The following is a 21749-nucleotide window of genomic DNA, read 5'->3' as shown; positions in this document are numbered from 1 at the left end:
TGTCTCCTGCACCAATGACCCAGCAGTATTCCACGATTTCGCCGTCGCTCGCCGTCGGCACCGACGAACCCGACCGCAACCTGGCGCTGGAACTCGTCCGTGTCACCGAGGCCGCGGCAATTGCCGGTGGCCACTGGGTAGGTTTCGGCGACAAGAACAAGGCAGACGGCGCCGCCGTCGACGCCATGCGTTCGTTCCTTCACACCGTCCACTTCAATGGCGTCGTGGTCATCGGTGAAGGCGAAAAAGACGAAGCCCCCATGTTGTTCAATGGCGAGCAGGTTGGTGACGGCACCGGTCCCGAGTGCGACGTCGCCGTGGACCCCATCGACGGAACCCGCCTGACCGCCCTCGGCATCAACAACGCCCTTGCCGTCCTGGCTGTGGCAGAACGCGGCTCCATGTTCGATCCGTCCGCGGTCTTCTACATGGAAAAGCTGGTCACAGGCCCCGAAGCTGCCGACATGGTGGACCTGCGCCTCCCCGTGAAGCAGAACCTGCACCTGATCGCCAAGGCCAAGGGCGTCAAGGTCAACCAGCTCAACGTCATGATCCTGGACCGCGACCGGCACCGCCCCCTGGTGGAAGAAATCCGCGAAGCCGGTGCACGCACCAAGTTCATCATGGACGGCGACGTCGCAGGTGCCATCGCCGCAGCCCGCTCCGGAACCGGCGTGGACGCACTGATGGGCATCGGCGGAACCCCAGAAGGTATCGTTGCCGCCTGCGCCATCAAGTCCCTCGGCGGTGTTATCCAAGGCCGCCTGTGGCCTACGTCGGACGATGAGAAGCAGAAAGCAATCGACGCCGGACACGACCTCGACCGCGTTCTCTCCACGAACGACCTCGTCACCTCGGACAACTGCTACTTCGCAGCCACCGGCATCACCGACGGCGACCTCCTCCGCGGCGTTCGCTACCAGAAGGACCGCGTGCTGACGCAGTCCATCGTCATGCGCTCGAAGTCCGGAACGGTGCGCTTCGTTGATGCTGAGCACCACGCATCCAAGTGGGAGACCTACGCGCGCAAGCCGTAACACTTCCTAGGCGTAACGCGCCTTTTGACGCGAAAAGCGCCCCATCGCTCTGCGGCTATCTCCTCGTACCTCGTCGATTTGATGCCGCTGACGCGATAGGGCGCTTTTCGCTGTCCCGATGCGTTTGTGCCGCGGTTCCGCTTGCGCGCTCTTGGTGAAGATCAGCGGAGCTTGTCGCGGAGCTTTCTGGCCAGTTGGTAGGCGCCGTAGCGGAGTTTGTTGACTGGGAGGTCCCATGTTCCCGGGTAGGCTACTTCGCGGCCTCCGAAGGACTTCTTGAAGGATGTGAAGCCTGCCCATTTGTGGTCCGGTTGGTCTTCAGGGGCCACGCCCCAGAGGTCCACGTGCTTCAGGCCCTTCTCCTTGGCATCTGCCATGAGGTTGACCAGGAGCGGAATACCAGCGCTGAGCTTGCGGTGCGTGTCATCCAGTGCGGCGTGGGCATAAGTGCGAGTGTCCGAGGAATCGTAGGTGAAAGCGGCGGCGATCGGCTCGCCCTCGAGCTCAGCTATGAACAGCGTTCCGGCGCCGGACGGTAGCAAACATTCAGCCACCTGGGTGAGGTAGTCGTCGCTTTGTGGCTTGAAGCCGTTGCGTGCTGCCGTCAGGTGCAGGAAATGCAGGAGAATTTTGATGTCCGCGGGATCCTGGGATGCCCGGAAGGTCACGCCCTTCTTGTGGATGTTGCGGTACAGGTTCCGGTTGGTCGGCTTCATTCCGCCAAGAACGTCCTTGAAATCGCCCTCAAGGTCCACGACCCAACTCAACTCCGGCTGCAGGTTCACGGGCGCTGGCTGGAGGCCACGGGCACGGAGGAGTGCATCGGCCTCGGACGCTGTGAAGCCTGCTGATACAGGTTCCATGCGCACGAAGACAGCACGTTCCTTCTTCGCCAATTCCACCAGGGCCGCCGTCGCGGCGTCGAAGGCGTCCACGGACTTTGCCACGGGGCCATAGGGGGCGTAGATGACTTTGCCCGCCGGGTTCTTTTCCTCTATCGCGAGGAAGCTCCATCCGGGACCTGACTGCTCATGGACCCTGCGGCCGAGCGAGCGCTGGACGGCAGCCCAAGCGGGCGACTGCAGAAAGAAGTCCACGCTCACTTACCCAGCCCTGTGGTCACTGCGAAGGCAATACTCGTATCGGTGGCGCCTTGCACGGGATGAACATTTACCGGGTTCTCCACCTCAGGGATGAACGCAGCGCCGCCGCGCTGCAGCGGGAGGTCGCTCTTGGGCGAGTCGAGCACCACGGAACCGGCAACAACCACGACGACGGCGGGACCGGACTGTGCCAGCGGCACCGGTTCGGCACCCGGGCCGAGTTCGATCCGCTGGAGTTGGAACTCCTTGAAAGGCGGGCGGTACAGTTCCTGGCCGAACTCCGTGCCGGTGGCTTCAACGCGGGGCACGCCTATTGATTCAAAACGGATGGTCTTGACGAGTTCGGGGACATCCACATGCTTGGGGGTGAGTCCGCCGCGCAGCACATTGTCCGAGGAAGCCATGACTTCCACGCCTAAGCCGTGAAGGTAGGCATGGACGTTGCCTGCCGGCAGGTACACTGCCTCGCCTGGCTGCAAGGAAAGGTGGTTGAGGAGCAAGGAAATGAGCACACCAGGATCGCCGGGGAATGCCTCATTGATTCCCACCATTGCGGCCAGCGCATCTTCGTGGGGCTCTTGCGGTGCGCCTGCACGCAGGACAGCTTCTACCTCGTGAATGGCATCCGAGACGTCGCTGCCGCCCTCAATCAGGCGGGTAAAGGCGGCTTTGAGGGCTTCGGATTCGTTGGGAACGCTGAGGTCGGAAATTACGCCGCCGATAATTGCGGGGACCTCCACTGCAGCGGAATCCAACACTGAGGCAAGGTGCTCAAAAACACTTTTGGCTGCTGCGGGGGAGCGGAACCCACACAACGCCCGGAACGGAGTGACTGCAAAAATCATCTCCGGTTTGTGGTTATCGTCCCGGTAGTTGCGTTCGGGGGAATCAGCGGAGATCCCTGCGGCATTCTCTCGGGTGAAGCCTTCGCGAGCTTGCTCCAAGCTCGGGTGAACTTGCAAGGAAAGTGGCTGCTCCGCGGCCAGAATCTTGGTGAGGAACGGAAGCCGGGGCCCGAATTCGGCCAGGCTTTCGGCTCCCAAAAAGTGGGTAGGATTCGAGGCGATCAGGGCATCGAGGGGTTGTGTGACCCCATTCGGATGAATGGCTGTGGACGGGGAATCAGGGTGGGCGCCGATCCACATCTCTGCCTCCGGACCACCTGACGCCGGCCGCCCCAGCAAGCCGGCAATCGCCGTCGTCGAACCCCACGCGTAGGGTCGCAAAACATTCTCAATCTGATACACGAAGGAAAGTCCTTATCGTCGCGCTGAACGTGAGGTGGTGGTGCTGCTGGGGTTACAGCGGGGCGCATTGCCCATTGGTTGCCACGAGATCCCGGATGCCTTGCTCATCTCCCTGGGCCTTGAGGCCGTTGAGCAGTTCTTCCGTAATGGGCGTACCGTCCGGCGTGGTGGTCACCGGCGTGAAATCAGAGGACGACGGCGACGGCTGCTGCCCCGCTGGTATCCCCGCCGGGAAGCTGCCCTGGACAGGGCCCGCGGCAACGACATGAGAGCCCGCGTTGGCGTCGTTGGACACCATGGAGTCATCGGCCTTGGGGCTGTCCTGCGCCTTGGGGCTGTCCTGGGACGTCAACAGTTCCTTGACCTTGGAGTGAATCAGATCGAAGTCCGGCACCGTGGAGAACGAGGCATCGAAATCGGGTGGACCGATAGTGAGGCGCTTGACCGGTTGGCTCTTGGACTTCAAGGCAAGGTCCACAAAGCTTCCGAGCTGCGCGGAGGAGATGTTGGATTCCACCACCTTGGTGCCTGCGTTGGCAATGTCCTCGAACTTCGTCAGCAGCGTGCCGGGGTCCAACTGCTTGAGCATGGCTTGCTGTACGCATTGCTGGCGTGCAATACGGGCGTAGTCGTCAACGAATTCACGGGAACGGCCATACCAAAGGGCGTGGAAGCCATCCAAGTGCTGGTCGCCAGCGGGGATCCAGCCATCGGGCATGCCGTGGATCCCGTGGGCCTCGTCTGTGACGGGACCACTGATGGGTACCCAGCCGCCAGCCTTTATGCGGATGCCGCCCATGGCGTCGATGAGCTTGGCGAACCCGTCCATATCCACCAGTACATACGCCTGCACCGTGATGCCCAAGGTCCCGGACACTGCTTCAAGGGTGGCCTGCGCGCCAGGATCGGCAACCCCCGGGTACAGGTCCTTGTGGTTGTTGGTGACCTCGGTGTTGACGGCGTTGATGAGGCATTCATCGCCGCAGTTATAACCGTCGGGGTAGATCTTCCGCATGGGGGAGCCCTCGCTGAACTGGGCGTTCTGCAGGTTCCTGGGCACGGAGATGATGGCACTTTCACCGGTTTTGGCGTCGACACTGATGACCGAAAGGCTGTCCGGACGCCTGCCCGTCCGGTCATCACCGGCGTCGCCTCCCATCATCAGGAAGTTATAGCGACCATCCACGGGATCGATGGCAGGGCCGGCGTTGAAGATGCTGCCGATCGCGTTGCGGCTGACGTTCAGAACATACGCAAGGTAGCCCAAGGATCCGCTGGCCAGGACTGTGGTCACGGCAAGGACCACGGCAATGATAGGCCGCATCCCGGGTGCCAGCAGGTTGGGCCGGATGATCCGCAGGGTGTTCAGGAAGAGGTAGGCCCAGCCCAAAGCCAGAGCAACGAGGACAACGATAATGAACAGCGATCCCACCGGATGGGTGACGATGCTGAGCAGCATGCTCCGGTTCACCAACGCAATCAACAGCGTCAGCAAGGCCAGCGCCCACACAGTCAGGGTGATTCGCAGGGCAACGCGGCCCAGCTTGCGGTCACCTGCCACGATCTGGGCGCTGCCGGGGATGAAGAGCGTGAGGAGGACCAGCACGAAGGCGCGTTTGGTCCGCACCGGAGCGCTGGCCCCGGCTGGATAGCGGACTGGATCAGTCAGGGCGGCGCCGGACTGATTCGGATTCTTGTGCATGGTGGTCATCCGCTGCCTTCCTAGCGGCTGCTCCGGGCGGAAGCATTGGCAGGGGAAAATACCTCTTCCACCTTGTGGCGCAGGTTTTCGCCCTTCTTGGTGGCGACGTCGTTCAACTCCTGGGCGAATTTGAGCAGGTCTTCGCGAAGGCGGTTGGCGAGATCGTCTGTGCCGGAGGCGAGCATCCGTACAGCCAGAAGTCCTGCGTTGCGGGCCCCTGCGATGGAGACAGTAGCAACCGGAACTCCGGCAGGCATTTGAACGATGGACAACAGCGAGTCCATACCGTCCAATGTCTTCAATGGAACGGGGACGCCGATCACGGGCAGGGGAGTGACCGAAGCCAACATTCCAGGAAGGTGTGCCGCGCCCCCTGCGCCGGCGATGATGACGCGCAGGCCGCGCTCGTGCGCAGTCTGGCCATAGCGGATCATCTCGGTGGGCATGCGGTGGGCCGAGACGACGTCCGCCTCAAAGGGGATGCCGAACTCAGCCAGGGCGTCCGCGGCGGCCTCCATGACGGGCCAGTCCGAGTCGGAGCCCATGACGAGACCTACAATCGGGGCTGTTGATGCTGCTGTCATTCGGTCTCCTCGGGGGTGGTCTGTGCGGGCATCCGGCCGTCACGGATGATGTTGGCTACTGCCGTGGCGCGTTGGCGGACGGAATCTACCTCCGAGGTAGACGTGCCAGCCAGGTTGACATGCCCGATCTTCCGCCCGGGACGCACGGACTTGCCGTAGCAGTGCACCTTCGCCGCCGGTTCATAAGCCAACGCCATGGGGAACGCTTCGAAGAGGTTTTGGTTGTCTCCACCCAAGAAATTCTTCATGACAAATACCGGCGCTACAGCATCCGTGGCGCCCAGCGGCAAGTCCAGCACCGCACGCAGATGCTGTTCGAACTGGCTGGTGATCGATCCATCCTGCGTCCAATGCCCCGTGTTGTGGGGGCGCATTGCGAGTTCGTTGATGAGGAAGCCGGCGCCAACGCCCGGGGTCTCAAAGAGCTCAGCAGCCATGACGCCGGTAACGCCGAGTTCGTTGGCGATCCGTAGTGCAGCCCCCTCGGCAGCCGCGGCAACTTCGAGTGGAATGTTCTGGGCGGGGGCGATAACTTCATCGCACACGCCGTCAACCTGAATGGTGTGAACTACGGGCCATGCACGCGATTCGCCACTGGGCGTTCGGGCTACAAGGGCCGAGAGTTCGCGGCTGAAGTCCACCTTTGCTTCTGCAAGCAGGGGACTCATGGCGTGGAACCAATCCGCAGTACCAGCGGCATCATCGGCGGAGTCAACAATGCGGACGCCCTTGCCGTCGTAGCCGCCACGCGGCGTCTTCAGCACTACGGGCCAGCCGATTTTGTCGCCGAATGCCACCAGCTCTTCTACCGAGTCAACGGCGGCCCACTCCGGGTTGGGCAGCCCAAGGCGATCAATAGCCGCGCGCATCACGAGCTTGTCCTGCGCATTCACCAGGGCATCGGGCCCGGGCTGCACATTCACGCCGGCGTCGATCAGGGCACGCAGATGTTCCGTGGGAACGTGTTCGTGATCGAATGTCAGGACGTCCACGCCCTTGGAGAACTCAAGGAGAGCGTCCAGGTCCTTGTAGTCGCCAACGGGGGCGTTGGCCACGGCGGGGACAGCCGAAACGTCCTCGCCCTCAGCCAAAACGCGTAGTTCGAAGCCTAAAGCGGTAGCAGGCGGGGCCATCATGCGTGCGAGCTGGCCGCCGCCAACAACACCAATTACTGGAAAAGTCACAAGGTTCAGCCTACCGAACCAGCGGCCGGAACACTGATTCAGCCGCTGTAACGTCACCAAGTAGATGTTGTTCTTCCGTTGGTTCAGCCATGGGTTGTTCCGGTTTCGCAGGGGCGCAGGCCCTTGTATCGGCCTTCTCACAGGGGACTCAAAGGGAACGGTTGGAAATGGGCGCTAAAATGGACGTGGCCCATCGGCCCACTTTTCAACGGCCATGGAGGGTCATGATCACCACACTTGCAGATCGCATCCGCGGACTTGCCTCGCTTTTTTGGCGCGAGGTAGCAAAGTTCGGCGCCGTAGGCGGTGTTGCTTTTGTCATTGACTCGGCAGTTTACATCTGGCTGTTTTCGGGTCCGATGCACGGAAGCGAAGTCTGGGCGAAGGCCATTGCGACGATCGTTGCAAGCGTGTTCTCCTGGGTAGCCAACCGCTTCTGGACCTTCCGCCACCGCAAACAGGCGAACGTGGTCCGTGAAGCCGTTCTGTTCGCCGTCATGAACTTCGTCGGGCTGCTGATTGCCTCCGGTTGTGTGTGGTTCGCCAAGTACGTGCTGGACTTGAATGACAAGCCGTCGCTGTTTATCGCAGGAAGCGTCGTCGGACTCGTCCTGGGCACCATTTTCCGGTTCTTCGCATACCGCTTTTGGGTCTTCAACGAAGAGTTGGATGCCGAGCCGGCTTACTCCCACGACCACGAGATCCTGGAGCTCCATCACAAGGAGAAGTCAGCTGCGGAGGCGGCCAGCGCGGGACCCGCAACCGGCGAATTGCCCTCCATCAAGAACTGATCTCAGGATCGGCTGACGCGCTCATTCTCAAGCAGGTGCCCGGTCACTTCCAGGTCCGGATGCACCAGCACTACTGAGCCATCTTCTTTCCACGCGCCCAATGCCGCTGCCAGGCCCGGCTCCAAGCCGTCGGCCGCCCGAACCAATAGCCGGACGCCGGGTTCCTGGGGTGCAGCGAATCCGTCCAGAAGGCTGTCATGGGTGTGGCCCGCGCTGCCGCGGACGGCCGGAAGGCCGGCTTCCGGTTCGTTGTGGGCCATGAAGACGTCGCCGTGGGACCGGACTTCCGCAGCATAATCCACGACGCCGGGTGGCAAGTCGCCGGGCCAGCGCATCGCAAGTGCCGCGAGCGGCACGGCGACGACCGCCTCAAAGCCGGCTCCGGCGCCGTCGTCGGGAGTATCTGTTACCAGCAGGTCCGCGGCGGTGCCATCGAGGACCACCTCCATGCCCAACTGCCAGGAGGCCAGTGCCCACACAAAGGATTTCCAGTGTGCCGGGAGGTCCAGCCGGATAGCCTTGCCCGGCTCGGCGTCCAGTTCGTCCTGCAGCAGGTTGCTGGTTTTGGCGACCCAGTTGTCCAATACCCGCCCGGAGAGCTCCACGCGCTCGGAATCAGGGCCGTACCAGGTCAGTCTCGGGGACGTGGAATGGCCGGATCGCAGGGTGGTCATCAGGTTCGCTGCCGGGATGCTCATGGATCAATCCTGCCACGGTGGGGGCGTCGGGCCGCAGGGGAATGTGAAATGCAACACACCTCCGTTAAGTCCAGTCGATGGATATCCGGGGGCGGTCATTGGAATTCCGCGGAATGTCAGGATTTGTTCATGCAAAGTGATGAGGGGCTTTCGTTTTTGGCCCTAGCCAGCTGCGCCACGGCGGAAAACGTTGGGCGTGGCGCATCCCACGTTTCTACAGATTCTTGATTATTATCCCGGCGCGGCTTGACTGCTGGGTAGTTACACGCGTGTAATTAGTAATCAACGCCGCTGCACAGATTTCCGGAACATCGCCGGGAATCGGAAATACATCCAAGCAGCAGCTGCAAAATCAGGAGGGACGCCATGGGGCAAGCGTTGCGTATCCAGGAAGATGCAGTCGTCGCAGAACATGCGTCGGTGAAATACCGTTCGCGGGAAGTGCCAGGGGACTGGTACGTGGACCCAGCGGATCCGGAAGCGGCAGACCGATACAACCAGAACGTGCAGCAGTCGTTGGAGGATCAAGCAACTGCCCTCCTCGCTGCGCACGAAGCGTTGATCGGGGACCTGCCTGCCGGGCCGGACGAAGACCTGGACGACCCTCCCATGGAGTTGCGTCGTCCTCAGGAAGTCCCAGGACAGCCGGTGTGGATCGGACTGCCGAGCCAAGGTGACTTCGATGACGAGGGCGAACTCGGTTGGCAGACTGACGCCCTGTGCGCCCAGACGGATCCGGAAGCATTCTTTCCGGAGAAGGGCGGATCAACGAGGGATGCGAAGAAGGTCTGCGGAGCGTGCAATGTGCGTTCGCAGTGCCTTGAGTACGCCCTCGCAAACGACGAACGATTCGGCATCTGGGGCGGGCTCTCTGAGCGCGAACGTCGCCGGCTAAGGAAGCGGGCAGTCTAATTCTTAAGGAAGTACACGTTACCGCCGTCGTGGTTGCCCACGACGGCGGGAGCTATCTCCCCAGGACCTTGGCGGCACTGTCGGACCAGACTCGTTCGGCAGATGCCGCCATTGGCATTGATACAGGATCCACGGACAACTCCCTCGACTTGCTCCGTGCGGCCTTGGGGCAAGCAAATGTCACCAAATTCGTCCAGCCCAAGTCTGGTTTTGGTGCCGCTGTCCAGGCGGGCTTGGACGAGCTTGCTTCCGCAGATGCTGCCCAGCATGAGGACGTGGCCCAAAACGCAGAAGCGGCCGGTGCTGTCCAAGCCGGTGCAGTCCAATGGATCTGGCTTCTTCATGACGACGCCGCTCCAGCACCCGACGCCTTGGCCGAGCTTCTCCACGCAGTGGAACGGACCACTTCGGTAACGGTTGCCGGCTGCAAACAGCTCGGGTGGGACGACGACCGTCACGTGGTGGACGTTGGCCTGTCCACCAGCCGTTGGGCTGAACGGCTCACGCTGATCGACGCCGATGAAGTAGATCAAGGGCAATACGATGCCCGCTCCGACACTTTTGCCGTGAACTCTGCCGGCATGTTGATCCGCAGGGACGTCTGGGACCAGTTGCAGGGTTTTGACCCTGCCTTGCCCGGCAGCGGCGACGACGTCGATTTCTGCTGGCGCAACTGGCTTGCCGGAAACCGTGTAGTGGTGGTGCCCAGCGCGCGCATGTTCCACGTGGAGCACCGCCCGCATGGCCTGGGTACGTCGTCCGCGGCACGCAAAGCACAAATTCACATGCGCCTCAAACACACGCCGTGGTGGAACCTGCCGTTCCAGGCCGTGGGGGCGCTCTTGGGCGCAGTTGTCCGTCTGGTGCTGAGCATTCTGGTCAAGGAACCGGGCTACGGATTCTCCCAGTTCACGGCCACTATTGCCGGCTTGGTGCGGCCCCTCGCTATCGCAAGGGGCCGCCGGATTGCAGCGAGGACCCGCCGTGTACACCGCTCGGTGGTCCGGGGCCTCCAAGCGACGTCGCGCGAGGTCCGTGCCAACAGGCGTTCCCTGCTGGAGGCGATCCGCCCCAGCGAGGAAACTACGGTGGCCTCGGATCTTCTCGCCCCCGAACCCAGCGGCGATGCCTCTGACGATTTCGCCGCCCTGGCCACCAACGAACGCGGGTGGGTTGGCACCGGTGCAGTCGTTGCTGCCCTTATCGCGTTTGCCGTTTCATTCGTTGGGCTTTTCGGCCTCCTTCGCACGGGAATTGTGGCCGGAGGGGGGCTCCTCCCGCTGTCCGAGTCACCTTCCGATATCTGGGCCAACGCCTCCTCGTGGTGGATTTCCCTCGGAGCGGGACTGCCGGGGCACGCCGATCCATTCGCTTACGTATTGTGGCTTCTTTCCTTGTTTGGCGGCGGCGATGGCAACTCGGCAACCGTGTGGTTGCTGATCCTGGCGATGCCACTCTCTGCGATCGGTGCCTGGTTCGCTGCCGGGGCTTTGACCACCCGGCGCCGGTTCCGGATTGTTGCGGCTCTGGCCTGGTCCGGGGCACCCGCACTGCTGGTAGCCATAAACCAGGGCAGGCCGGGAGCCTTGGTGGCCCACGTCCTGATGCCATTGCTGATGCTGGCGCTGATACGCGCGTCGGGTTCGGCGATAGGGCGGGCCCATTCCGTACGGGCACCCTTCACGCGTCGCCCGGCACCGGTGCTCGGAAAACCGGGTATAAACGGCACGCCGTCCTGGACCGCCGCGGCGGCTGCTGGCTTGGCCATGGCTGCAATCACTGCTTCGGCGCCCTCGCTCTTGGGACCAATCACGGTGGTCGTGGTTCTGGTAGCCGTGGTGCTCGGAACGCGCGGAAAGACACTGTGGTGGTCCCTCTTGCCCAGCGCCGCGCTGTTCATTCCCTACGGCATTTCGGTTCTTGACCGCCCCCGTTCGTTGCTTGGCGACCCCGGCCTGCCGCTCAGTTTCGACGCTGCACCACTGTGGCAGCAGTTCCTGGGCCAGCCCCTGGCCTTCGACATCGACGGCGGCCTCACAGGTCTTGGGATGTTCGGGCCTGGCGCTGTGCCTTGGGCTCTGGTGCTTGCTCTGCTGGTCAGCGTCCCCGTACTTCTCCTGGCTGTAGCGGCGCTGTTCCTTCCCGGTAAGCGCACCGCCCTTGCCCGCGTCTTTTGGTTGGCCGCGCTGGCTACCTTGGGCAGCAGTTGGCTGATGGGCCATGTGGCCACCGGTGTCAACAACAATGTGATTGTTGGTCCCTTCACTGGACCGGCCGTTTCAGCGGCGGGCATCCTCCTGCTGGCTGCGGCGTTGCTCGGTGCCGATAAAATCTTCGCCGTTCCCACCAGGACGCCTGATACCGTCCGTTGGAAGTCGCCCCTGCGGCGCATAGCTTCAGGCGTGGCACTTGCTCTCCTCGTCGGTGGACCTTTGGCCGGGATGGCGGCGTGGGCGGGACAAAACGTCCTGCAGCCCCTGTCGGAGGCCCCAGTCGCTGCCGATACCGCTAACGCCCTTCCGTCAGATACGGGTAACAAGCCATCCTTGGGCTCTGCCCGCCAGGTTCGGCCGGTGGACAACGGCACCTTGCCGGCAACCGCCGTCGACCGTGGCCAAGGACCCGAACGTACGCGAACGTTGGTTATCACCAGCGGCGAGCAGGGCGCCTTTACGTCCTCCCTGATGCGTGGTGACGGGACTACGCTGGACAGCTTGTCCACGATCGCGTCGGCCAGGACCATTATTGGCGCACCCGGCAGGGAAGAGATTGCCACCGACGACGCCGCTACCGCATCCCTCCGCAGGGCAGTGGCCACCATTGTGGCCAGCACAGGGGTAGACCCTCGCAACGATTTGGAACAACTCGGTGCCGGTTTTGTGGTGCTCAAGGCCGCTGATGACGCAGCCCAGCTGACCGCCAGCAGGATCGACGCCGTTCCAGGCCTCGTTGCTGTTGGACAAACCGACGCCGGGTGGTTGTGGCGCGTAACCCCGCGGAATTCCGCTGCCGCCACTGCTGCAGACACGGCCCATAGGGTTCGCATTCTCAACGCCCAAGGTGAGGCCATCGGCACTCTGCCCTCAGAAGAGGTGTCCGTGGACGCAGCAGTGCCGGCGGGTGATGAGGGCCGCCGGGTGGTCCTGGCCGAACGGTCCGATCCCGGCTGGAGTGCTTGGATGGATGGGCGCCAGCTGAAATCGACCACGTCCGGATGGGCCCAGGCTTTCGAACTTCCGGCCAATGGAGGCAACCTCGAAATCCGGTACACCAACCCTTGGGGTTTTTGGTTTGGGATCCTCCAGGCCGTGGTGTTCGGACTGACAGTGCTTCTGGCCGTTCCGATGCCCGCCCGCCGCTCGCGAACCGGCATGTCGAGGGACGAAGTCTCCCTCCGTAAGGAGTACAGCAGTGTCTGAGGATCCAAAGAAGCAGGTGGACGATAACGGGAAGCGCGGTTCCGCGAAGGATGCACGCAACTCCGCCAAGGATGCTCGTTCCAGCAAGAGCGCCCGCAGCTCCAACAAGGGGATCATCACAGGGGTCTTGTCCGCAGCGGTGATCCTTGCCGCTGGAGGCGGAGCAGTCGCGGCCACCTCGATGGTTCCAGCGCCGTCTGGCGGCTCTGCCGTGGATATCCGGCAAGCCGATGTCCCGGCGGGGCGCTCCCTGGGCGTCTGCCCGGAACCAGCGCGCCTTGTCACGGGAACAGAGGTGGACACCGATGCTGAATTCAGCCCGGTTTCCACCACGGCCACCAGCGCGCTCAACGCACTGGTCCTGAGCAATCCCGCAGGCACCATTCCGGGTAGTAAGGTGACGTCGCTGGCAGGGGACACAGTTGCGGAAATTGCCAAGACCCCCACGAGTACACCATCGCCCAGTTCCGGTCCACCCGTCCTGGCGGCAGCGGCTGCATCTATCAGCCCGGTGACCGCACCTACCGTGGTGGGCGCTGACCCCATCGGAAACGAACAAGCATCCGTGGCCGCGAATCTGAGCTACTCAGCCAAGGACGGTGATCTCCGTGGCCTGGCAGCGGCTCCGTGCCAGAAACCCGGAAACGACGCTTGGCTGCTGGGTTCGGACACTGCGCTTGGCCGGACCGCGGTCCTGAACCTCAGCAATGCATCGGAGACGCCCGCTACCGTCAACCTGGACCTCTTCGGCGCCCAGGGACAGATCCAGGCGCCAGGCGCACGGGGCCTCCTGGTGGCGCCAGGGACAACACGTTCGGTAAATCTTGCCGGCCTTGCCCCCGGCGAATCCCAACTGGCAGTGCACGTACGCAGCTCGGGTGGACCCGTTGCCGGAACCATCCAGCAGAGCGTGCTGCGCGGACTTGTGCCGGGTGGAGTGGAGTTCCTGTCTTCAGGTTCCGGGCCTTCCAACCTCCAGGTGATGGCCGGCGTCGACATCCAGGATGCAGCGGCGATCAAGGCGCTGGGCAGTAAAGCCGGCTTTACCGATGCCGTTCCCGCGCTTCAAATAGCCGTACCTGGGTCCACGGACGCCGTGGTTCAAGTCCGGCTGTACGGCGCCAACGGTGAGCGCCAACTCCCCAACGGGGGAGTAGTAACTGTCAAGGGCGGCACGGTAGCTACGTTGGACCTCGACGGCGTTCCGGCCGGCAGCTACACCGTGAGCGCGAGTTCTGACGTCGCGTTCGTGGCTTCAACCCGGATCGCGCGGGGGGCTAAAGCGGAGGAGCCAACGGATTTCGCTTGGTCGCCGTCCTCGGCCCGCCTGGGCAGCCAGCATGTGGTGGCAGTGCCCCGTGACGGGCAGAGTTTCTTCAGCTTCGGTGTTCCTGAAGGACGCGCAACTGTTAGCTACGCACCGGTGACAGCCGATGGCAAGGTGGGCAAGTCCGTGGATGTGGACATGTCCGGCGGCACAACATCGCTGATCGAGCTTCCAGCTAAATCCGGGCAGGCAGTGGTCGCCGGATACGTGGTTTCAGCATCAGGGGACCCTGCGTATGGGGCACTTATCCTGGGTAGGCAGGATCGCGCCGACGTCTCGGTGCTGGGCATCCAGGATGCTGCTGCCGGGCTCGAAAAAGTTCCCGTGACTGTGGGCTACTAGGCGCTACGGGCTACTAGGGTTTTGGGCCGCGCGTCTACTGGTAACGACGCCGGTACACGGGATCCAGCGTCTCCGGTGGTACTCCGAGCATTTCTGCGGTGTACTCCACCACGACGTCGTGGACCAAGTCCTGGAGCTCTTCCCGTGTTCCGGCAGTCTGTTCGACCACACGGCGGTATACAGCGATCATGGGTGCTTCACCGCGGTTGCCCGGAGTGTAGGAGCCCATGGGGGCTGCGGTACCTTCGGCCACCAAGTGCTCCAGGTTCGGCGGGATTTCGTCGACGGCGAAGAGCACGCCATCCAACTGCTTGCCCCACATATCCTGGAGGCGTTCAGCTGAGTCCAGCACCATGTCGTCGAAGCGCTCGGCACGGGTCCGGAAGCCAGGAAGACTGGGAAGCATGAGTTCCCCACGCAGTCCTCTGCCGTGACGGTTTCTCCGGCGCCGCCGGAAACCACGGACATCCGCGCCGGTGTGTTCCTTTGCCTGATCGCCTTCGGCGTCAGTCCACCGGATTGTGAAGCCAGGAACATGTGGCTGTGACTGCATATATCGACTTTAGTCCCGAGGAACCGCCAACGCGACATCATGGCGAACAGCGCGCCGTGACCGGCGCAGACTGCAGCTTTCAGGCAGGCACGGCCAGCCAATGCGCAGGGTAGGGGCCAAAGGGCGCTAATCTGGGATGTTGTGGGTGCTATTCGTCAGTGTTCAAGGTCCGCCTGCCGCCAATCCGCGGTGGCTACTTTGACGTACGTGTATGCCGAGTCCACGGCGGTGCTCGGACCGCTGGCCACGTACGCCGAACCCCATGCGTACGATCTTTGCGCCCAGCATGCAGAATCCCTCACGGTTCCGCGGGGCTGGGAAGTCCTGCGGCTGGCTATGCCAACAACACCTCCGGAGCCTGGCCCGGATGACCTGCTGGCACTTGCCAACGCGGTGCGGGAAGCTGCTTCAGCGGCAACGGACACCCCACCCCGTACCAGTCGGCCGCATGTGGAGCCGCCGGTAGTGGTTGAAGGTACGCGCCGCGGCCACCTGCGGATTCTGCGCGAACCGTCCTAGTCCGTCCTGGCCCTGCGACGTGCGGCCCCCGGGACTCAAATCGTCCGCGGCTCCTTGCGGGATGCTCCTGCGCTGTAGGCTGGAATCTGCAGATAAATCCGCCAGCGGCGCCAAACCCGCGCCATCCAGGGAGCATCATTCATGCCAAAGGTCAGTCCTGAACTGTTGTCCATCCTGCGCTGCCCCGTGACGGGCTCACCGCTGGTCCAGGAGGGTGAGGAGCTTGTTTCAACGGCTGCCGCCGAGAACGGTGAAAAGGTCCGTTACGCGATCGAGGACGGCATTCCCCTGCTTCTGCCCCCGGAACTGCTTGCTGCCTCCAGCGCCGCAAGCTCGGGCCAGCACCACCCCAAAGCCTGACGTACTTCCAGAACTGCAATCCGCACGGTACACCTAAAGGACTTCCATGACTTTCGACTACAAAGTGGCTGACATTTCCCTTGCCGAGGCAGGCCGCCACCAGATCCGTCTCGCTGAGCACGAAATGCCGGGCCTCATGTCACTTCGTGCCGAGTTTGGCCCCTCGCAACCGCTTAAGGGCGCCCGCATCGCCGGCTCGCTGCACATGACGGTTCAGACAGCCGTCCTCATTGAAACCCTCACAGCCTTGGGCGCCGAGGTTCGTTGGGCCTCGTGCAACATTTTCTCCACCCAGGACGAGGCCGCAGCCGCAGTCGTCGTCGGTAAAGGCACCCCGGAAGATCCGCAAGGCGTTCCCGTCTTCGCCTGGAAGGGCGAGACCCTCGAGGAATACTGGTGGACCGCAGAGCAGATTCTTACCTGGCCCGGAGCGGACGCCAACCCGGAGCTGGGTCCCAACATGATTCTGGACGACGGCGGCGATGCCACGCTGCTGCTGCACAAGGGCGTCGATTTCGAGGCCGCAGGTGCCGTTCCCGCAGCCACCGAGGAAGATCCTGAAGAGTATGTCCTCATTCTGGACCTCCTTCGCCGGACCCTGGCGACGGACCCGCAGAAGTGGACCCGCGTGGCGGCCCGGATCCAGGGTGTCACCGAAGAGACCACCACGGGTGTCCACCGCCTGTACCAGCTCGCCGAGCAGGGCAAGCTCCTCTTCCCGGCCATCAACGTCAACGACTCCGTGACCAAGAGCAAGTTTGACAACAAATACGGCATCCGCCACTCCCTCCCGGACGGCATCAACCGTGCAACGGATGTCCTCATGGGCGGCAAGGTTGCCGTCGTTTGTGGCTATGGCGACGTCGGCAAGGGTGCGGCAGAAGCGCTGCGGGGCCAGGGTTCGCGCGTTGTAGTTACCGAGATCGACCCCATTTGTGCCCTGCAAGCCGCCATGGACGGCTACCAAGTGGCCAAGCTGGAATCTGTCCTTGCCCAGGGTGACATCTTCATCACCACCACCGGCAACAAAGACGTCATCATGGCCGAGCACATGCTGGGCATGAAGAATAAGGCGATCGTGGGCAACATCGGCCACTTCGATAACGAGATCGACATCGCAGGGCTTGCCAAGGTTCCCGGCGTCAAGAAGGTGGAAATCAAACCGCAGGTTCACGAGTGGGTCTTCGACGCCGGCTCCGACTCCGAGCGGTCAATCATCGTTCTGTCTGAGGGCAGGCTCCTGAACCTGGGCAACGCAACGGGCCACCCGTCCTTCGTGATGAGCAACTCGTTCACAAATCAGACGATCGCGCAGATTGAACTCTGGACCAAGAAGGACCAGCCGGCCCGGGAACGCGAATACCAGAAGCAGGTTTATGTCCTGCCCAAGATCCTGGACGAAAAGGTGGCACGCCTGCACCTGGATGCGCTTGGCGTGGAGTTGACGGAACTGAGCAAGGATCAGGCGGACTACCTGGACCTGGACGTTGCGGGCCCTTACAAGCCCGAGCACTACCGTTACTAAGCACCGCCACTAAACACCAACTTCAGTTTTGCGGTGGCAGCAACCTCAAAGCGGTAGCTTCAAGCCGCGATGAAAGGCCGGACACGTGACCAGCGTGGCCGGCCTTTCGGCTAGAATTGGGTGTTCAGTATTGCTTGCCGGGGGACAGGAAGACAGGAACCATGACGGAAGTCGCCAAACGGAAAACGGGCAAGATCCTAGCCATTGCAGGGGTCTGCGCCGCGCTCGTCGCGGGCGGTATTGGCGTTGCCACCGTTCCTGGATTGCTGGCCGGTTCCACCCCGAATGGCGTGGCAACAACCCAATCCACTCCGACGCCAGAGGCGAAACCCGTTGAACTGGGTATCACACCGCTGGACGGCGCCGTGGAGTGGAATCCAGTGGTTGGCCCCCAGATCAAAGCCGTCAACGGCAAGGTCAAGGACGTTGTGTTGGCGCCGGTCGAGGGCGGTACACCTGTGCAGGGGAAGACCAGCGCGGATGGCAGCACGTGGACAACCCTGGAAGTCCTGAAATTCAAGACCCAGTACAGCTATTCCTTCACGATCGTGGATACAGCAGGTAAGGAAACCAAGAAGACGCAGACCTTCACCACGGTCTCGGCTGCTTTCGAAGCAGATGCTTCCATCTATCCTCGTAACGGCACAGTTGCCGGCTCCGGCCAGCCAATCGAAATCAACTTCAGTGAGCCTGTGGTTGACAAGGCCGCGATGGAAAAGCGCGTTGCCATCACCGTTTCATCGGGCCAGCCGGTGGCCTGGCATTGGTACTCGGACAAGAAGGTCCGTATTCGTCCGGAGGCATTCTGGGCGTCGGGAACCACGGTCACAGTGGACATGAAGCTCCTGGGCGTCGATTTCGGCAACAAGATGATTGGCAACGGCGATGTTGTTTCGACTTTCACTACGGGACCGCAGCGCGTGGCTGTAGTGGATGACAACACCAAGACCATGAACGTGTACTTCGATGGCCAACTGATGCACACCGCACCCGTATCGCTGGGCGGCGAAGACTGGCTTTCGCCCACCGGCTACGCGGTGATCCTGGAGCAAGAACGCAAATCCAACTTCAACGCTGGAAGCATTGGCCTCAAACCCGGAGACAAAGGCTACTACGCTCCGATGGTGGTGGATTATGCCAACCGCCTCACGTGGTCCGGCGTCTATGTCCACCAGGCCCTGGAGTCCGCTTGGGGCGCCATTGGACGTGTGAACGTTTCCCACGGCTGCGTGGGCTTGTTGCCCGAAGATGCCGCCTGGTTCTTCAACAACATGAAAACCGGGGACGTCGTGCAGATCCTGAATACCGGCGCGCCGGCGGTGGAACCCTTGGAGGGCTTCGGCGACTGGAACATCCCCTGGGCCAGCTACGCCCAGCGGTAGCCGGCATTCCCAGCCCGGGACAGAAACTGCTGTTAAGATCGAGGCAGTGATTATTTCTTGCGGTCTTTGATTCTCCTTTCCGGTTCTGGCATCTGGTCGGACCTGCTATTTGTGCTGCCCTTCGTGGTGATTACGAGTCTTCCTTAGGGGAACCCACGCCGGGTTCCCAGCTCCTTCCACCTGATTCCATTTCATCGCTTGGAGCACTAATGACTTTTTCGCCAACCCTTCGCCCGGACTGCAGCAAATGCTTCGCCCTCTGCTGTACGGCCCTTGGCTTTGCCCGCTCGGCTGATTTCGCTATCGATAAACCCGCTGCCTCGGCCTGCCCGAACATGGCCAGCGACTTTTCCTGCACCATCCATCAACGTTTGCGGCCCCGCGGATTCAGCGGATGTACCGTCTTTGACTGCTTCGGCGCAGGCCAAGTGGTTTCCCAACGCACGTTTGGGGGCACGAGTTGGGTCAAGGATCCGGAGTCCAAGTCCTCGATGTTCGCTGTCTTCAAGGTGGTCAAGCAACTGCACGAAATGTTGTGGTACTTGTCCGAAGCTGAGCAACGCGCCTTCGATCCGGAGCTGGCTGCAACAGCCCGCCAGCTGACCATGGACATTGAAACCACATCCCAAGGCGAGGCGTCCGCAGTGCTGGCTGCCGACGTCGGGCGTTTACATGCTGAGGTGCGTGCCCTTCTCATGGAGGTCAGCGAGGAGGTCCGCGCTTCATATGGGGCCGAGGGCCGTGAAATGCCCGACGGCGGAATCCACCCGGGTGCCGACCTCATGGGCGCCAACTTGGCAAAGAAGCAACTGTCCGGCTCGGACCTCCGCGGTGCTTACCTGATAGGGGCTAACCTGGAGCGCAGTGACCTAACCGCAGTGGACCTGCTCGGCGCCGATCTGCGCGATACCCGTCTCCACGGCGCCAATCTCTCCGCGTCCCTCTACCTCACGCAGCCGCAAATCAACGCGGCGCAGGGGAACCGCGAAACGCGACTACCCGAAAGGCTCACGACGCCCGCGCATTGGATTTGAGAACACCAGCGAAGGGCTGGTGGCTGACGTCCGGCAGCCCCCCGGAAGTGCTCGGCGTTGCCTCAGCCCTGGGTGAACGGCAGCTTGCGAAGCCTTTCGCCGATGGCGGCGTTGCGCTGTTCCGCCGTGCGAAGGCGCGCAAATTCGCGGTTGCGTCGCTCGCCGAGGACCGCCCCTATGTAGTCCTCGGGAATCGTTCCCGCTGGCGGTGGCGGCGCGACGTAGTTTGCCAGCTCCGAGGCCAGCGCTGCGGCCATCCTGGCGCGTGAGGATGGTGCCATGAGGTATGCCTGCTGAACGAAGGTTCCGGCCCGGCGGGCTGTGGCGTCGGGGATCCGTCCTATGTCCGCCATGGCTACCCATGGTTGGAGGTAAGGCGGAGCGCCGGGAAAGATCCTCGGCTCGGAGGGCACGCGCTGGCGCAGGGAGTAAGTGCCGGCTACGACGTCGCCGAGGCGCTTGGACTTGTCGTTGAAGAGTGCCACGGCGATAGCGAGGCCACCGAAGGTCATGTAAATCTCGAGGAACCCGAGCAGCCCACGGATGACCGCGTGCCGAAATCTGATGGAGCCGCCGTCGTCCCGGACCACACGAAGGCCCGCGGCCAGTTTCCCCAGCGAGCGGCCGCGGGTGAGCGTCTCCACTGTGACGGGAACGATGACGAAGGAGAACACGACACAGGCCAGGACCATGGCCCGGACCGCGGCTTCATCGAGATCCCGGGCGGCGGAGAGGATCAGGATGATGAGGAGGATCAACAGCAGGACGTTGGCAATAACGTCCAGAATGAGCCCCAGCGCGCGGGCGGCGAAGGATGCCGGGCGCAACTCCAGGACCACTGCCTCGCCTGTGATGATTGAACTCAAGTCCGCCCCCGGTGCGTAGCAATCATGGCGGGCGCACAACGTACCCGCATCAACGAGTCTAGCCGCGCCCGTCCCGGCAGCCAGGAACGGGCAGCCATGGATAGGGCAGACAGGGATAGGGTGGTGCCGTGGACATCGATGCCTTTTCGGCCGTGCATGGGGACAAATGGTCGCGGCTTACGTTTTTGGCACATAAGCGTCGGCTCACTGGGTCCGAGGCCGACGAACTATTGCGCCTGTACCAGACTGTCTCCGCACATTTGTCCCTCATCCGCTCAGTGGCTCCCGAGACGGCCTTGTCCTCATCCCTGTCTGCCGCACTTGCCCAGGCTCGTACCAGGTTCACCGGGGCACGTTCGAACTTCATGGAAGACCTCGCCCGCTTCTTCGTCATCGCGCTGCCTGCGGCGTTCTACAGACTCCGATGGCTGACGGTGTGGTGTGGGGTTTTCTTCGTGCTGGTGAGTGGGGCGTACGCCCTGTGGATCGGGACGTCGCCCGAGGCGCTGCGGGCCGCATTTGGCAGCGATGACAGGGTTCGTCAGTACATCGAAGACGATTTCATCGACTACTACTCGGAGAACCCGGCGGCGTCGTTTGCAGGAGCGGTCTGGACCAATAACGCCTGGATTTCGGCCCAAGCCGTTGCGTTCGGAATTACGGGGTTTTGGGTGCCCATGATTCTCTTCCTCAACGCCCAAGGCGTCGGGGCGGCTGCCGGCGTCTTTGCTTCTGCGGGAAAGTTGGATGTCTTCTTCAGTTACATCCTTCCTCACGGGCTCATGGAACTCACCGCAGTGTTCATCGCATGTGCGGCCGGCCTGAAAATTTTTTGGTCGATGGTCCGGCCCGGACCCAGGACCCGGCTGCAGGCCGTCGCCGACGAAGGGCGTTCGCTGATCACGGTTGCCCTTGGGCTGGTCCTGGTACTTCTTATCTCGGGCGTGGTGGAAGCGTTCGTGACACCAAGCCCCTTGCCTGTTTGGATGAAGATCGCGATCGGGGCACTGGTCCTGGCGGCCTACTGGACGTACACCTTGGTTCTGGGGGGACGTTCATTTCGTTCGGGAGCTACCGGCGACCTTGACAGCCATGACGCCGGTTACCGGGGGATTGCTGTCTAGGCGGACACGCCTGCACCTTACAGTTGCGTTTCGATCTTGC

19 protein-coding genes are annotated in these 21749 nt (G+C 62.4%); 11 read left to right on the top strand and 8 right to left on the bottom strand.

Annotation, left to right across the window (positions count from 1 at the left end):
• The first annotated feature begins 14 nt into the window (after window positions 1-14).
• Window positions 15-1037, top strand: coding sequence for a class II fructose-bisphosphatase (gene glpX / locus ACFX4T_RS09490; RefSeq protein WP_216924934.1), 1023 nt, complete (start codon window positions 15-17; stop codon window positions 1035-1037).
• Between the two features lie 161 nt (window positions 1038-1198).
• Here the strand turns inward: glpX and ACFX4T_RS09485 are convergent, their stop codons facing one another.
• The 5 genes from ACFX4T_RS09485 to ACFX4T_RS09465 are packed head-to-tail and all read right to left on the bottom strand — an operon-like array spanning window position 1199 to window position 6857.
• Entirely contained in the window at window positions 1199-2134 is a 936-nt protein-coding gene (locus ACFX4T_RS09485; RefSeq protein WP_377651586.1) for a lipid II:glycine glycyltransferase FemX, read from the bottom strand.
• A gap of 2 nt (window positions 2135-2136) precedes the next feature.
• Window positions 2137-3387 (bottom strand): mannose-6-phosphate isomerase, class I, encoded by a 1251-nt coding sequence (gene manA / locus ACFX4T_RS09480; RefSeq protein WP_377651585.1) that lies wholly within the window; start codon window positions 3385-3387, stop codon window positions 2137-2139.
• A 52-nt stretch (window positions 3388-3439) separates the two neighbouring features.
• Window positions 3440-5098: an LCP family protein gene (locus ACFX4T_RS09475; protein WP_377651584.1), complete on the bottom strand. Its 1659-nt coding sequence runs from the start codon at window positions 5096-5098 to the stop codon at window positions 3440-3442.
• Between the two features lie 11 nt (window positions 5099-5109).
• Window positions 5110-5673: a 5-(carboxyamino)imidazole ribonucleotide mutase gene (gene purE / locus ACFX4T_RS09470; protein ID WP_223948391.1), complete on the bottom strand. Its 564-nt coding sequence runs from the start codon at window positions 5671-5673 to the stop codon at window positions 5110-5112.
• Window positions 5670-6857, bottom strand: a complete 1188-nt coding sequence (locus ACFX4T_RS09465; RefSeq protein ID WP_223948392.1) for a 5-(carboxyamino)imidazole ribonucleotide synthase — start codon at window positions 6855-6857, stop codon at window positions 5670-5672. Before ACFX4T_RS09465 ends, purE begins: the two co-directional genes overlap by 4 nt.
• Before the next feature lie 224 nt (window positions 6858-7081).
• Between ACFX4T_RS09465 and ACFX4T_RS09460 the strand changes: the two genes are divergently transcribed.
• Window positions 7082-7648 carry a GtrA family protein gene (locus ACFX4T_RS09460; protein WP_223948393.1) on the top strand — a complete coding sequence of 189 codons (567 nt, stop codon included), beginning with the start codon at window positions 7082-7084 and terminating at the stop codon, window positions 7646-7648.
• Window positions 7649-7650: 2 nt separating this feature from the next.
• Here ACFX4T_RS09460 and ACFX4T_RS09455 read toward each other — a convergent pair whose 3' ends face one another.
• A complete protein-coding gene (locus ACFX4T_RS09455) occupies window positions 7651-8346 on the bottom strand; it encodes a TIGR03089 family protein (protein ID WP_377651583.1) in 696 nt (231 codons plus the stop codon).
• 366 nt (window positions 8347-8712) lie between these two features.
• Here ACFX4T_RS09455 and ACFX4T_RS09450 point away from each other — a divergent pair, with 366 nt between their 5' ends.
• The 3 genes from ACFX4T_RS09450 to ACFX4T_RS09440 are packed head-to-tail and all read left to right on the top strand — an operon-like array spanning window position 8713 to window position 14346.
• Entirely contained in the window at window positions 8713-9258 is a 546-nt protein-coding gene (locus tag ACFX4T_RS09450; RefSeq protein ID WP_377651582.1) for a WhiB family transcriptional regulator, read from the top strand.
• A 29-nt stretch (window positions 9259-9287) separates the two neighbouring features.
• Window positions 9288-12677 carry a glycosyltransferase gene (locus ACFX4T_RS09445; protein WP_377651581.1) on the top strand — a complete coding sequence of 1130 codons (3390 nt, stop codon included), beginning with the start codon at window positions 9288-9290 and terminating at the stop codon, window positions 12675-12677.
• The gene (locus tag ACFX4T_RS09440) at window positions 12670-14346 is read left to right on the top strand and encodes a DUF5719 family protein (RefSeq protein WP_223948396.1); all 1677 of its coding nucleotides are present in this window, start codon (window positions 12670-12672) and stop codon (window positions 14344-14346) included. The genes ACFX4T_RS09445 and ACFX4T_RS09440 overlap by 8 nt, the downstream gene beginning before the upstream one ends.
• A gap of 34 nt (window positions 14347-14380) precedes the next feature.
• Here ACFX4T_RS09440 and ACFX4T_RS09435 read toward each other — a convergent pair whose 3' ends face one another.
• A complete protein-coding gene (locus tag ACFX4T_RS09435) occupies window positions 14381-14899 on the bottom strand; it encodes a metallopeptidase family protein (protein ID WP_377651580.1) in 519 nt (172 codons plus the stop codon).
• 141 nt (window positions 14900-15040) lie between these two features.
• On the opposite strand from ACFX4T_RS09435, the gene ACFX4T_RS09430 reads away from it, so the two are divergent.
• The 5 genes from ACFX4T_RS09430 (at window position 15041) to ACFX4T_RS09410 (ending at window position 19719) form a co-directional block, all read left to right on the top strand.
• A complete protein-coding gene (locus ACFX4T_RS09430) occupies window positions 15041-15418 on the top strand; it encodes a DUF3499 domain-containing protein (RefSeq protein ID WP_216924946.1) in 378 nt (125 codons plus the stop codon).
• Between the two features lie 141 nt (window positions 15419-15559).
• Window positions 15560-15778, top strand: a complete 219-nt coding sequence (locus tag ACFX4T_RS09425; protein ID WP_216924947.1) for a Trm112 family protein — start codon at window positions 15560-15562, stop codon at window positions 15776-15778.
• A 46-nt stretch (window positions 15779-15824) separates the two neighbouring features.
• Window positions 15825-17303 (top strand): adenosylhomocysteinase, encoded by a 1479-nt coding sequence (ahcY, locus tag ACFX4T_RS09420; protein WP_377651579.1) that lies wholly within the window; start codon window positions 15825-15827, stop codon window positions 17301-17303.
• 161 nt (window positions 17304-17464) lie between these two features.
• Entirely contained in the window at window positions 17465-18685 is a 1221-nt protein-coding gene (locus ACFX4T_RS09415) for an Ig-like domain-containing protein (RefSeq protein ID WP_377651578.1), read from the top strand.
• A gap of 209 nt (window positions 18686-18894) precedes the next feature.
• The gene (locus ACFX4T_RS09410; protein ID WP_377651577.1) at window positions 18895-19719 is read left to right on the top strand and encodes a pentapeptide repeat-containing protein; all 825 of its coding nucleotides are present in this window, start codon (window positions 18895-18897) and stop codon (window positions 19717-19719) included.
• 62 nt (window positions 19720-19781) lie between these two features.
• Here the strand turns inward: ACFX4T_RS09410 and ACFX4T_RS09405 are convergent, their stop codons facing one another.
• On the bottom strand, window positions 19782-20585 hold the full coding sequence (locus ACFX4T_RS09405; RefSeq protein ID WP_377651575.1) for an RDD family protein: 804 nt from the start codon (window positions 20583-20585) through the stop codon (window positions 19782-19784).
• A 128-nt stretch (window positions 20586-20713) separates the two neighbouring features.
• Here ACFX4T_RS09405 and ACFX4T_RS09400 point away from each other — a divergent pair, with 128 nt between their 5' ends.
• On the top strand, window positions 20714-21709 hold the full coding sequence (locus ACFX4T_RS09400; RefSeq protein WP_377651574.1) for a stage II sporulation protein M: 996 nt from the start codon (window positions 20714-20716) through the stop codon (window positions 21707-21709).
• Window positions 21710-21749 lie beyond the last annotated feature (40 nt).

The sequence above is a fragment of the Paenarthrobacter sp. YIM B13468 genome, from assembly GCF_042788025.1.
GTDB lineage: Bacteria > Actinomycetota > Actinomycetes > Actinomycetales > Micrococcaceae > Arthrobacter > Arthrobacter aromaticivorans.
This window is presented reverse-complemented; position numbering and strand designations above follow the sequence as displayed.